Origin of the sequence: Clostridium sp. CS001 (genome assembly GCF_020443565.1) — a bacterium.
Classification (GTDB): domain Bacteria; phylum Bacillota; class Clostridia; order Clostridiales; family Clostridiaceae; genus Clostridium_AD.
The window spans coordinates 156,271-168,835 of sequence record NZ_JAIZZN010000008.1; the positions used below are offsets into that span (position 1 = coordinate 156,271).

The 12,565-nt window shown below is 31.3% G+C and carries 11 protein-coding genes; 6 read left to right on the forward strand and 5 right to left on the reverse strand.

Features of this window, described 5'->3' with window-relative positions; translation table 11 throughout:
* Positions 1-67 precede the first annotated feature (67 nt).
* Genes LGK97_RS07890 through LGK97_RS07900 form a run of 3 tightly spaced genes read right to left on the reverse strand, consistent with a single transcriptional unit; the run spans position 68 to position 2,595 of the window.
* The gene (locus LGK97_RS07890; RefSeq protein WP_226259211.1) at positions 68-460 is read right to left on the reverse strand and encodes a hypothetical protein; all 393 of its coding nucleotides are present in this window, start codon (positions 458-460) and stop codon (positions 68-70) included.
* A gap of 22 nt (positions 461-482) precedes the next feature.
* Positions 483-2,150: a thiamine pyrophosphate-binding protein gene (locus LGK97_RS07895; RefSeq protein ID WP_226259212.1), complete on the reverse strand. Its 1,668-nt coding sequence runs from the start codon at positions 2,148-2,150 to the stop codon at positions 483-485.
* Positions 2,151-2,166: 16 nt separating this feature from the next.
* On the reverse strand, positions 2,167-2,595 hold the full coding sequence (locus tag LGK97_RS07900) for a hypothetical protein (protein ID WP_226259213.1): 429 nt from the start codon (positions 2,593-2,595) through the stop codon (positions 2,167-2,169).
* 323 nt (positions 2,596-2,918) lie between these two features.
* Between LGK97_RS07900 and LGK97_RS07905 the strand changes: the two genes are divergently transcribed.
* The 5 genes from LGK97_RS07905 to LGK97_RS07925 all read left to right on the forward strand — a co-directional run bounded on the left by LGK97_RS07905 (position 2,919) and on the right by LGK97_RS07925 (position 7,924).
* Positions 2,919-4,916 carry a DNA topoisomerase gene (locus LGK97_RS07905; RefSeq protein ID WP_226259222.1) on the forward strand — a complete coding sequence of 666 codons (1,998 nt, stop codon included), beginning with the start codon at positions 2,919-2,921 and terminating at the stop codon, positions 4,914-4,916.
* Between the two features lie 219 nt (positions 4,917-5,135).
* Positions 5,136-5,699: a CD3072 family TudS-related putative desulfidase gene (locus LGK97_RS07910; protein ID WP_226259214.1), complete on the forward strand. Its 564-nt coding sequence runs from the start codon at positions 5,136-5,138 to the stop codon at positions 5,697-5,699.
* Complete coding sequence (locus tag LGK97_RS07915) at positions 5,700-6,530, forward strand: ABC transporter substrate-binding protein (RefSeq protein ID WP_226259215.1); 831 nt, start codon at positions 5,700-5,702, stop codon at positions 6,528-6,530.
* Between the two features lie 3 nt (positions 6,531-6,533).
* A complete protein-coding gene (locus tag LGK97_RS07920; protein WP_226259216.1) occupies positions 6,534-7,196 on the forward strand; it encodes an amino acid ABC transporter permease in 663 nt (220 codons plus the stop codon).
* A complete protein-coding gene (locus LGK97_RS07925; RefSeq protein ID WP_226259217.1) occupies positions 7,184-7,924 on the forward strand; it encodes an amino acid ABC transporter ATP-binding protein in 741 nt (246 codons plus the stop codon). The genes LGK97_RS07920 and LGK97_RS07925 overlap by 13 nt, the downstream gene beginning before the upstream one ends.
* 114 nt (positions 7,925-8,038) lie before the next feature.
* On the opposite strand, the gene LGK97_RS07930 is transcribed toward LGK97_RS07925, so the two are convergent.
* Positions 8,039-9,781, reverse strand: a complete 1,743-nt coding sequence (locus tag LGK97_RS07930) for a phosphoenolpyruvate carboxykinase (protein ID WP_226259218.1) — start codon at positions 9,779-9,781, stop codon at positions 8,039-8,041.
* A gap of 345 nt (positions 9,782-10,126) precedes the next feature.
* On the opposite strand from LGK97_RS07930, the gene LGK97_RS07935 reads away from it, so the two are divergent.
* On the forward strand, positions 10,127-11,038 hold the full coding sequence (locus LGK97_RS07935; RefSeq protein ID WP_226259219.1) for a DMT family transporter: 912 nt from the start codon (positions 10,127-10,129) through the stop codon (positions 11,036-11,038).
* Positions 11,039-11,075: 37 nt separating this feature from the next.
* Here LGK97_RS07935 and LGK97_RS07940 read toward each other — a convergent pair whose 3' ends face one another.
* Positions 11,076-12,326 carry a D-alanyl-D-alanine carboxypeptidase family protein gene (locus LGK97_RS07940; protein ID WP_226259220.1) on the reverse strand — a complete coding sequence of 417 codons (1,251 nt, stop codon included), beginning with the start codon at positions 12,324-12,326 and terminating at the stop codon, positions 11,076-11,078.
* Between the last annotated feature and the right edge of the window lie 239 nt (positions 12,327-12,565).

A 12,565-nucleotide genomic window follows, 5' to 3' on the forward strand; every position in this document is an offset into this window, starting at 1 on the left:
ACAAGATAAGTGCCTCTTAAAAATCATATACTTTTTAAGAGGCACTTATCTGTATATAACTAAGATACTATTTTTTATAACCTTCAGATTCTAACCAGCTTATTGCTTCTACTTTATTATCAAACATTTTAGGATTTACAACATTTCCAGCACCACGGTTCATTTGCATTTTAACTACTGCACTGTTAAGAATTATAGCTGCATTAGTTAAACCTAAATCAGCCGCCCATGCAATATGTGACTGTATTTCTGTTGCAATGGATGATGTTTTATATTCTGTTAAGTCAGAACATTTTGCCCACTTTTTACCCTTAATTAAAGGTGCAACTTTTGAAATATAATCAGCTTGAAATCTTTTAAAATCCTCAACCGTCCAGAATCCCTTTTGCATCTCGTGCACTATAGTCCCATTAGTATTAACCTCGATTGTGTACATATCTTTTATATCTGTTATTTTCATTTGAATTTCCTCCTCGTCATTTTTATTGTTTTTTATTGATAAGTGATTTAAATCTATCTGCAACCGCAGGTGATTCTGAACCATCAGTGATTAATTCTACTACTAATGGACCATCCATAGTTTTCATTAACTGTTTATGCATATCCAATTCTTCTAAATTAGTCACAGCTACGGCTTTAACTCCCATTGAATTTGCAATATCTTTGATTGAAACTCTCTTTTGTTTTAAACCAACTAGAGGTCTGCCAAAGATATATTTATGACCATGTTCTACATAACCCAACATGCTGTTGTTAATTACAAAATATATTATTGGTATATTATACTCTCTTGCAGTTAGTATTTCAGTGCCATTCATGAAAAATGCACCATCACCTACTATAACTGCAGTGGTAGTATCTTTATTTGCTAATGCAGTGCCAATTGCGCCACCTACCGCTACACCCATTGCCCCATAATTCAAGCTTATACTGAAATTACTCCTCTCACCAATGGGTAAATACTTAATTACAAAATTCATGTATTCACCTATATCGGAAAGTAAATGATGATTTTCAGGTAGTAGTTCAGGTAGTTTTTCTAAAAATAATCTAGTAGATAGGCCAGTGTGGCCACCTTCGATATAAGGTGCATTTAAAATAGAATTATCTATTGAACATACAACATCTTTTTCTAAGCAATCCCTAATTAATAAAGCTAAAGCTTCCTTTAAACTATAAATAATTGCTAAATCTACATTAAATACTTTATTAAGCTCATTTTTATCCCAATCAATATGAATTACTTTCCTACCTTTTATAAGTACATCATTATAATTCCTCGTAGCTGATTCACCTAAGCTTGTACCAAGAATCAATACGCAATCTATGCTCTCATTTTCAATGTAATTAACCGCCAAATCAGAACCAGAAAAACCATAACTACCTAAATTGTACTTAAAACTAGTTGGTATTATACCTTTTCCTTGTGGGGTTGTTATTATAGGCCAACCTAGTTTTTCACTTAGAAGCATAGCTTGATCTCCTACGTGAGTACACCCTCTACCAACTAAAATTAAACCTGTTTGACTTGAATTTATTAAGTTTACCGCTTTTAACAATGTTGATTTAGTGTAATTAGAAGATGCTATATTCGATAAATGCAATCTACTAACATTCGAAGACTGTATAAACTCATTAAACACAGCATCAGATACAGGACTCATTTGTACATCTATAGGGATTGAAATATGTACAGGACCATAAGGGGGAGTTAGTGCAATTTCTATTGCATTCTTGATATCATTTAACACATCATTTGGGTTTGTAATTGTTTTACTATACTTTGTTATTGGTTTCACTATATTCTCTGTATTTAGTTCTTGAATAGCACCTTTACCTATTTGATGGGTATTCACATAGCCACTAAGTATAAGTACAGGCAATTTTCGTCGGTGTGCATCAGCAATGCCATTTATAGCGTTATTTAATCCTACCGCACCAGCCAATATAGATACTCCTAGTTTATCAGATGCATCTGCATAATTTGTGGCCGCATATAATGCACCAGCCTCATTTTTTGATGTTATTGGTTTTATATTTGTGTCATTTATAGAATCCCATAGAGAACTACAAGTTCCTGATGAAATTCCGAAAATATACTCTACTCCATTTCTTTCTAGAGATTTAGTTATACAAGTTGATAGCTTCATTATTTATGACCTCTATTCACTCAAAAATATATGTGAATTTTTTAATTGCTAGTTCACATTCTAGTATTAACTCATCTTTTAGACTATTTACCGTTCCAATAGACACTAAGGGTATTACCCCTACAACTTCATTAGCTATTACTATTGGAAACATATAAACACTATGTACTTCAAAAAAATCCATGTCATTAGTGCTTGATAAAGATGCATCTTTTATATACACTTTTTTCTTAGAGCATAATAATTCAACCAACATAGGATTATTAGCTACTAATACAGGATTATCTGTATGTTTTTTTATCCATTCATCTTGGGTTATCTTACCATCGTGGCTTTTTATAACTGGTTGAAGCCTATCTAAAAAAATGCGGTGATAGCCTATATCCTCTATGCCTGTGAGATTAGTTAATATGTCACATAATACATAAAATGACTTTTTGTCCATTAGTTCACCTCCTTATTGTATTATTGTAGCATGTGAATCATATTATGTCAAAATATCACAAGGATTTTTTCTTGATTTTAATTTGAAAGTTAATTATATTAAAAGTTTAATACAAACAAAGTAATAATTTATGCAGTAATAAATAATTTTTAAAAATAAGTATCTTACAATTTTCCACCTTGTATTTATTTACATGTGCCTAGGTGGATAAATAATGGTATAATAGATTATTAAAAGTCGTTAATTGTAGCTCTAATGGAGATGAGTTAACAGGCTATTATAAGAAATATTAGTGTAATCTAATAGAAAGTGAAGTGATACTTATCAGTAAGGCATTATTTATTACGGAAAAACCAAGTGTTGCTGCAGAGTTTGCAAAAGCCTTAAAAATAAATGGTAGAAAGCAAGATGGATTTATAGAGTCTGACAGAGCAATTGTAACATGGTGTGTGGGTCATCTTGTTAATATGAGTTATCCAGAAAAGTATGATGAAAAGTTGAAAAAATGGTCCTTGGCTAATTTACCATTTTTGCCTAAAGTATATAAATATGAAGTTATAGATGGAGTAAAAAAACAATTTAATATTGTAAGAAATCAATTAATTCGGAAGGATATTGATAGAATTTATGTTTGTACAGACTCGGGGCGAGAGGGGGAGTACATATATAGATTAGTGGATGATATGGCTGGCAATCCCAAAAAAGAAAAACGAAGAGTTTGGATAGATTCGCAAACAGAAGAAGAGATAATTCGTGGTGTTAAAGAAGCAAAGGATTTAAAAGAGTATGATAATCTATCAGAAGCGGCTTATTTAAGAGCAAAAGAGGATTATCTAATGGGAATTAATTTTTCAAGGCTTTTAAGTCTTGTCTATGGCAAAACTGTAAGCAATTATCTTGGAAAGAATTATATAGTTATTGCCGTGGGCCGAGTAATGTCTTGTGTACTTGGAATGGTTGTTCAAAGGGAAAGAGAAGTTAGAGAATTTGTTGTAACACCTTTTTATAAAATTATAGGAAGTTTTAAAGTAGATGAAGAATCTAGCTACGACGGAGAATGGAAAGCTGTAGAAGGTTCTAAGTACTTTGATTCACATATGCTATACAATGAGGGTGGATTTAAGACAGAAGAGGCAGCTCAAAAGTTAATAGGAGAGTTAAGAGATTATAGCTTAGATGGAAAAGCCCTTGTAGAAGCTGTTACTAAGAAGAAGGAAAATAAAAATGCTCCGCTACTGTTTAATTTAGCAGAAATGCAAAATGAATGTTCTAAAAGGTTTAAAATAAACCCAGAGCAAACCCTTGGCCATATTCAAGCCTTGTATGAGAAAAAGATGCTTACATATCCAAGAACGGATGCCAGGGTATTATCTACAGCTGTGGCTAAGGAAATAGATAAAAATATAAAGAAGCTACTAAACCTTAAGGGCGATGCAGAGATAAAGAATATAGTAGAGAATATTCTAGAAAAAAAATGGTATAACAATTTGGCAAAAACTAAGTATGTGGATGACAGCAAAATCACAGATCACTATGCTATTATTCCAACAGGTGAGGGTCTTTCGAATTATTTATCATTAAAAGATATTGAAAAGAAAATCTATGATTTAGTGCTACGACGGTTTTTAGCTATATTTTATCCACCTGCAGTATTTAGCAAAGTTTCAGTAATAACAAAGATTGATGTAGAAAGATTTTTTACTTCAGATAAAGTTTGTGTTGAGCAAGGATACCTAGAGGTGCTAAAACCTGACAGTGATAATAATGAAAGTGGTAGTAAAAATATGAAATTCTTAAGCACATTAAAAAAAGGTCAAAGCGTAATGCTAGAAGATTTATTTGTAAAGGAAGGCAAAACATCACCACCTAAAAGATTTACCACGGGGTCAATAATTATAGCCATGGAAAATGCAGGTAAGCTTATTGAAGATGAAGAATTAAGAGAGCATATAAAAGGATCTGGCATTGGAACAAGTGCTACTCGTTCAGGTATTCTAACAAAGCTTGAGAAAATAGAATATATTAAATCAAATAATAAGACTCAAGTGGTTATGCCTACGCTCCTTGGAGAAATTATCTACGATGTGGTAAAGAACTCTATACCCACCTTGCTAAACCCAGACTTAACAGCTAGTTGGGAAAAAGGATTAACAATGGTTACGAAGAATGAAATAAAAGGTAATATATATATGGATAAGCTTGAAAATTATATAATCAAAAACTCTGATAGAGTACTTAAACTCAATAATGCATCGAGGCTTAAAAACAATTTTGATAGGGTTAGTGGATTTTATAGAAATCCTCAAATTGAAGTGGAATAATTTAAAAAAAGAATCGTATATTTTATAGAAAACTTACGAATAAGTCTTACAGTTACCTGACTTACTCATATGTTTTCTCAATAATATATGATTCTTTTTTATTTTATAATTAAATTACAAGAATCCAATAGATGGTAAACTAACCATAGATAATAACTATTAGACAAAACAATGCATATTATTTATTATTATATTTATATGTGTTGAAAGGAGAATTAAATGCAAAGAAAGAAAGAAATGGTCCTATTGTGTCACTGCATAGTAAATTGCAATTCAAAAGTTGAGGGGTTAGCCCTTTATAAGGGTGCACAGGTAGACCTTATTAAATATCTTATTGAAAAGGGATACGGCATAATTCAGCTCCCATGTCCTGAAATGAGTATGTACGGGATAAAAAGATGGGGACAAGTTAAAGAACAGTTCGACACCCCCTATTATAGAAACAACTGTAAAAAGATACTAGAACCTATTCTAGAGCAAGTTTTAGACTATACTCGAAATGGATATAGCATTAATGCCTTAATTGGAGTAGATGGAAGTCCCAGCTGTGGTGTTAATAAGACATGTTCTTCATCTCTTTGGGGTGGTGAGATAGGATTTGAATATGGCATTGAAAAGAAGATTAAGAATGTAATCACTATCAATGCAAAAGGGGTTTTTATAGAGGAATTAGACATGCTACTGGCACAAAACAATATCAAAATTAAATTTATAGCAATTGATGAAAGCAATCCTAATTCTTCAATTGAATATATTATAAATAGTTTGGAAGGAGATTATTAAATGATAAAAAATAAAGCTAAAAAATTTACTATGGTAGCAATAGTTTCAATTTTCTCAGTTGCATTTATAATGGGGGGATGTGGAAAAAAACAGGAAGTAGCAACAAAAAAAGATACCACTCAAGAGGTAAAAGAACAATCATGGGATAAAGTAAAACAAAAGGGAGAGCTCACAGTAGGACTTTGCGCAGAGTTCGCACCCTTTGAATCAAGAAACGAAAAGACTGGTGAAATTGAAGGTTTTGATGTTGACATGGCAAAGTCACTTGGTGAAGAATTAGGAGTTAAAATTAAAATTGTTGATGCACAATGGGAAGCCCTTGTAGGTGGAGTTGAAAAAGGAGATTATGATGTACTTATAACTTGTATGTCTAAAAAAGAAGCAGCACAAGGAAATATTAATATGACTGATGTATACTATAATCTTAATGATGTAATTGTTGTGAATAAAGACAATAATTCCATAAATTCAGCTGATGATTTAAAAGGAAAGGTTGTTGGAGTACAAGCAGCCAGCAGTAGTGAGCAAGCTGTAGATGCGCTTAAGGAGCTTAAAGAAGTAAAAAGATATAATAGAAATCCAGAGGCATTTATTGATTTGCAAAATAAGAGGATAGAGGCCGTTGTTGTTGGATATGCTTATGCAGCAACTCAAATGAAACAAGCAAAAGATATTAAGATAATAGATAAACCTATAGCAACACAAGAAATTGTCATGGTATTGAAGAAAGGAAATGATTCTTTAACTACTAAACTGAATGAGGGGTTAGGAACGATTAAGAAAAATGGTAAATATGATAAAGTTATAACTAAATGGCTTAAGTTAAACTAAGGTATGGATATAAAGTTTGATATTATTATAAATAGCTTACCATATTTACTTAATGCAACATTAGTAACTATAAAATTTACGATTGTCTCATTTATATTTGCCCTAATCATTGCTTTTACAGTAGGAATACTAAGAAGTCTTAAAATACAAAAAATAATTGATATAATTCTTAGAGGGTATATGGAGATATTTAGGGGAACGCCACTTATAATTCAATTATTTTTTATCTATTATGGACTTCCTACAGTTGGAATTGTATTAAATTGCAATACTGCGGCAGTAATAGGACTTGCTTTAAATAGTGGCGCATATATGTCTGAAATTATAAGGGCTGCTATTTTATCTATAGATAAGGGGCAAAGTGAGGCTGGTTTTTCTCTAGGGTTTAATAAGTTTCAAACTATTTTATACATTATAATGCCACAGGCTATAAGAAACTCAATACCACCACTTATGAATGCATTTTCAGGACTGTTAAAAGATAGCTCATTGATATCTGTAATTTCAATAACAGAGCTAACAAGAAGTGGGAATCTTATATATTCGAGGACTTCAAGACCTTTTGAAATATATATTACTCTTGGATTATTCTACTTTGGCATGACTTATGCAGTTTCTCTTATTTCATATCAAATTGAAAGGAGGAATAATAGATGGAACAGCTAATTGAGATTAAAGACGTTTATAAATCATATGGAGATATTCAGGTTTTAAAAGGAGTTTCTTTAAACATTAGCAAAGGTGAGATTGTAGCCATTATAGGTATAAGTGGTTGTGGTAAAAGTACTCTTATAAGGTGCATAAGTGGGTTGGAGAGAATACAATCAGGAGAAATACTAGTTAGTGGTACACCTATTAATGGAAAAGAAAAAAGATCAAAGGAAACAAGAAAAAAAATAGCAATGGTATTTCAGAGCTTTAACTTATTTCCACACTATACTATTTTGGAAAATATAATGAAGCCTTGCATTATAGTTAATAAGATAGATCGGGAATCTGCAAAAAACATTGCTATAGCTCTATTAAAGAAAGTTAGACTTGAGGATAAAATCGATTGTTATCCTTATAGTTTATCAGGAGGTCAAAAGCAAAGGGTAGCTATTGCAAGAGCGCTTGCCATGGATCCAGAAATAGTTCTATTTGATGAACCTACCTCGGCACTTGACCCTGAAATTGCTTATGAGGTACTGGATACCATAAAAGCTTTAGGGGAAGAGGGACTTACTATGGTTATAGTTACTCATCAAATTAAGTTCATAAGGAATATAGCAACCAGGATAGTTTTTATAGATGAAGGAGTTATATGCGAGGATGGCTCTCCACAGGAGGTTCTTGATAATAGTAATAATAATAGACTTAAAAAGTTTTTAATGAGACTTGATGAAAGTCTGTAGAAGTAGGATTGTTAAAATAAAAATGAAACATATATATTTAGTAGAAAACATATGAATAAGTCTTAGGATTAATTGACTTACTCATATGTTTTCTTGATAATATGTGATTCTTTTTTATTTTATAATTAATTCAAATAATTTCTTGGCTGCCTTTTTAGGACCATCTTTCTCTTGTCCTTCTATACCTAAGGAAGTTCTAATTTGACCAACTTTTACTCCTGTTTTAAAGAATTCTTCAAAATATTGTACTAAGAGTACATCTACTAATTCTTGCTTTTGTGCAGGTCCAAAAGGATTTGCAAAATAAGAGTTTACAAGACCTAGTTCTGTAGTAGTACCTTTTGCCATCCTTGCTCCTCTTTTGCAGACATCAATAGCATCATTTGGATTTGTAAAGAAGTCTATTTCCTCTATACCTTCTTTTACTTCTTCATAATTATTTGCATAAAGGAATAAATCTATAGGATATCCTTTAATTATATCTTTGTAACTTGCTACAGGCATAACAAGTCTTGCATTTATTTTATCGGGGTTCATGAAGATACTTCTATCAATTTCTTTAAATGCATAGCCAGCATCTAAATCATCAAGGCGTACAAAAGCGCCAATTTCTGTTCCAAAGGCCAATGGTTTGCCACCGTCATTCATTGTCAGAACACCCATATCATCAAAGACAATAGTCATGTCACTTATATAATCTTCACTTAAACTTCTAAAGGCTTCTAAGCTTTCAGACTTACCAGCACCACTATCACCCATAATAACAACATTTGCACTGTTGCCGTTATTCATAACAATGTTTACCATTGCACCATGAATTGGTAAATGACCTCGTTTAATCATGATTAGGTTATGCAGAGTTAGAGTCATTTTTTTTACATATCCGAAATAATCAATTTCTTCACCATAACTCACGTAACCAAGCATAATTTTATTTTCTATATCATCATAAAATACTGTTTTGACTTTTGGAGCTCTATCGTTAGCACCAAAAACAAAAACCATATCTGGTTTAATTCCTCTATATTCGCTTTCCCTTGCCATTTCAAATAAGTTACAAAGAGTAATTGCATGAGCCATAAAATCTCTGTGGATATAAATGAATGCAAGCAAGGAGCCAACTTTAGCTGGATAGCAAAACCAATGATCTGTTGTTAGAGTGCAATCTTTTAATGGGTTCTCAAAACATTCTTTAAATATTCCATCTCGAGTGTTCTTTTTAGGATAACTTATATAAGGTAAATCAAGAATTATTGAATCAATAAAAGGAATATCCTCCAGTTGTTCATATTCTTGTGGTGCATGCCAATTTACATTATTAACAATTATACCAGCATTACCACCTGCAGGAAGCTGTCTATAAACAGTGGGTTTGTGTCCAACAATATTCTCTTCAATTTTTCTGTATAAATTGAGAATAAGCATTGAAAAATCATTGTTAGCTTCAACAAATCGTGTTTTTTCTAAACCTTCATTAATTTTATTGTTTTGGATTACAGTATATCTTTCAAGCTTTCTCCAGAAACCATAGAAATCTTCTATAAAATCTATAAATTTATCCTTGTTGTTTACAAAGGAACTATACTTAGTATTTAAGTTTATAATTTCATCTACACTTAGTACAGATAAGAGCTTAAATAAATGTATAATAAAAACATCTAAATCACCATTATCTGTGCTTGCATTTTGAGTTAAATATTTATAGATATTTGAATTTTTCTTTTTTATTTTTTTAAGATATGCATTAAAAACTCTTCTGAAGCCTTCACTTTCTAATAGTTTTTCAGGACTATTGCAGTACTTAGCGGTAAAATTTATCATTACTTTATCATTGCTTAGAGAAAATTCTTTTTTCATTGGGCACCTCCATGTGTTAAGTTGTATGTCGCAATTAGGAAAGTGAAACTTTTACAAGGGAATGATAGCATAAACAGCAGTAAAAATTTCAATTCCATACTATAATACTTCAAAAATGAAATACTGGCAACAACTAAATTGCAATAGTCGCATTTTAGTATATTTTTATTCTAATGATATATTATATTAATTTGGACTTTACAATAAGATTATGGTGTAGTTTTTAAAAGCTATAAGCTATAATAATAGTATGTGCACGAATGTAAATAACAAGTCATGTATTAGTGAATTGTAGCTTGTTATTTATTTGAATATAAGGTGTAGGATAAGTAAAGGAGTGATATAGTGAAAAGTAAAAAAGCACCTCACTTAATGGCGATTATGTTAATGGTTATGTGGAGTCTGTCTTACTTAAGTATAAAGGTTATAGCGGCAGAGGTAAGTCCAACATTATCAGCATTTTATAGGTTTGCATTAGCTGCAATAATTTTAATTGTTATATTAAAATTAAAGTATCCGCAGGAGAAAATTTTAAAAGAAGATAGGTTGAAATTAGCACTGGGTGGAATTTTTGGAGTGGGTGTATATTTTATTTTTGAAAATTATGCGGTGGCATATACATCTGCATCAAATGTAGCAATTTTAATTGCGTCTATACCTATATTTACTCTTTTTTCTCAAAGGATAATTTATAAAGAGAAAATGACCTATGGAAAAGTATTTGGGGCTACGTTAAGCTTAATCGGAATTATTATAATAGTTATGTCTAAGGAAAGAGTAAGTCTATTTTCAAAGGGTAGTATAGGAGACCTAATGACTTTGGGGGCAGTGTTTTCTTGGATAATTTATAACATAGTTTGTAGCAACTTTAAGGGCAATTATAAAAGCATTACCATAACTACTTATCAAATTGTATGGGGTGCACTTTTTTTAAGTCCTTCAATATTTTTTAGTGCTTTGCAAATGCCTTCTACAAAGGTTGTATTGAATATAGTATTTTTATCAATTTTTTGCTCATGTATTGGTTATATAGTATATGTGTATTGCCTAAAAGAACTTGGAGCAACTGTCATTACTACATATATAAATCTTCAACCTATTATGAGCATAATTGCTGCAGCAATCATTTTAAAGGAAGCTATAACTATTTGGCAAGTAATAGGGTGTGGTGTAATAGTAATAGGAGTAACTTTAGCTAGCCTTGATGGCAAAATTGATATTATTTATAAGAAAGATAAAGGGCACTCCATTAACTAGAAAGTTAATAGAGTGCCTTAAATTTTTAAACAACAATTTAAAATCTACCTCTTCTACCACGGCTATTTTTGCGCCTATTGATAGAAACAATTAGTAACATAAGTAAAACTAAAACTACAATTAATATAATTACTGCTGCAGCATAGATAACTATGTTGTCTTTAATAAGTGTAGATTTTGAAATCATTGGATATAATTTATAAGTTTTTTGTGAATCTCTTTGTTTAAAATCTAAGGTTCCAATAGAAGTTTCTTTATTAAGTTTCCATGCATTTATACCATCAGCTTTGATTGAAGTTTGAGCTTTTACATCATTATTATAAAAAGTTATATCTTCTTTTGATTCTAGTGGAATATTAACTGTTCTTTCTGGTCCTATAAGTGGAATAACCTTATAAGGGACAGAGATTGTTTTGATTGCAGTATCTTTTTTATGAAGGACGTCTTTTTTAGCGCTATAACTATAATCTATTAGCTTTTGCATATCTTCAAAGACTTTCGTATCCTTTGCGTCATTCTCAGAATTCATAACAACACCTATGATATGTCGACCGTTACGTTCATATATAGAAACTAAACATCTTCCAGCCTTTAATGTATAACCAGTTTTGCCACCTACGTTACCAGCTACGCCAAGGAGTTTATTTCTATTTTCAACCACAGCAGTAGGTCCATTAGTAGATTTAATTGTACTAGTTTTTTTAGCCATGGATTGTTTTACCCGATCATTCTTATAAGCAGCCTGACCTAAGATAGTTAAATCGTAAGGAGTTGTATAGTGATTATTATTTATGTCATCTAAACCATTTGGGGTGATAAAGTTAGAAGCTTTCATTCCTAGGGCAGCAGCTTTAGCATTCATCATTTTAGCAAAACTCTCGGCATCACCTCCAACATTATCTGCAATCATATAAGCTATATCATTTCCAGAATAAAGAAGAAGTGCATCCATTACATTATCAGCAGACATTGTATCGCCGACTGCTACAGGGTGAATATTTAAATTATAAGAGTATGCTGGTTGTTTTTTTGCAGTTTCTGTATAGGTCAAATTGTCTGTTGTAGCCTTATTTTCAGCAAGTAACAAGGCAGTAATAAGCTTTGTAATACTTGCAGGGTACATCTTATTATCAATATTTTTAGTATAAATAATTTCATTAGTATCCATATCTACAGAAATAGCAGCTTTACCAATTAAGTCTAGTGGCTTGTCAGCAGCGAAAACAGTTGTAGAAAAGAGTAAAGTAAATGTTAGTGTAAGTATTAAAAGTCGATTTTTTATTTTCAATTTTCATCTCTCCCTTAAATATCTAGTGTAGCGTACGCTACACCGATTGATTTTTATTCATTTATACATAGACTACATATAATCTATGTATAAACTATTTTATGATTATAATTAGTGCACAATATTCTAAAGATGCGTCTAAGCTGTAAGTACAGATTATGCTCATATCCTCGCCAATATATATGAATTTATATCGCGATAAGTGTTTTCAATTCATTTATAAAACGACAGACATGAAA

Excerpts from the sequence above, each read along its gene's own strand:
- LGK97_RS07925 (WP_226259217.1), top strand. The coding sequence starts at position 7,184 with ATGGAACAGCTAATTGAGATTAAAGACGTTTATAAATCATATGGAGAT.
- LGK97_RS07920 (WP_226259216.1), top strand. The coding sequence starts at position 6,534 with ATGGATATAAAGTTTGATATTATTATAAATAGCTTACCATATTTACTT.
- LGK97_RS07915 (WP_226259215.1), top strand. The coding sequence starts at position 5,700 with ATGATAAAAAATAAAGCTAAAAAATTTACTATGGTAGCAATAGTTTCA.
- LGK97_RS07895 (WP_226259212.1), bottom strand. The coding sequence starts at position 2,150 with ATGAAGCTATCAACTTGTATAACTAAATCTCTAGAAAGAAATGGAGTA.
- LGK97_RS07900 (WP_226259213.1), bottom strand. The coding sequence starts at position 2,595 with ATGGACAAAAAGTCATTTTATGTATTATGTGACATATTAACTAATCTC.
- LGK97_RS07890 (WP_226259211.1), bottom strand. The coding sequence starts at position 460 with ATGAAAATAACAGATATAAAAGATATGTACACAATCGAGGTTAATACT.
- LGK97_RS07930 (WP_226259218.1), bottom strand. The coding sequence starts at position 9,781 with ATGAAAAAAGAATTTTCTCTAAGCAATGATAAAGTAATGATAAATTTT.
- LGK97_RS07910 (WP_226259214.1), top strand. The coding sequence starts at position 5,136 with ATGCAAAGAAAGAAAGAAATGGTCCTATTGTGTCACTGCATAGTAAAT.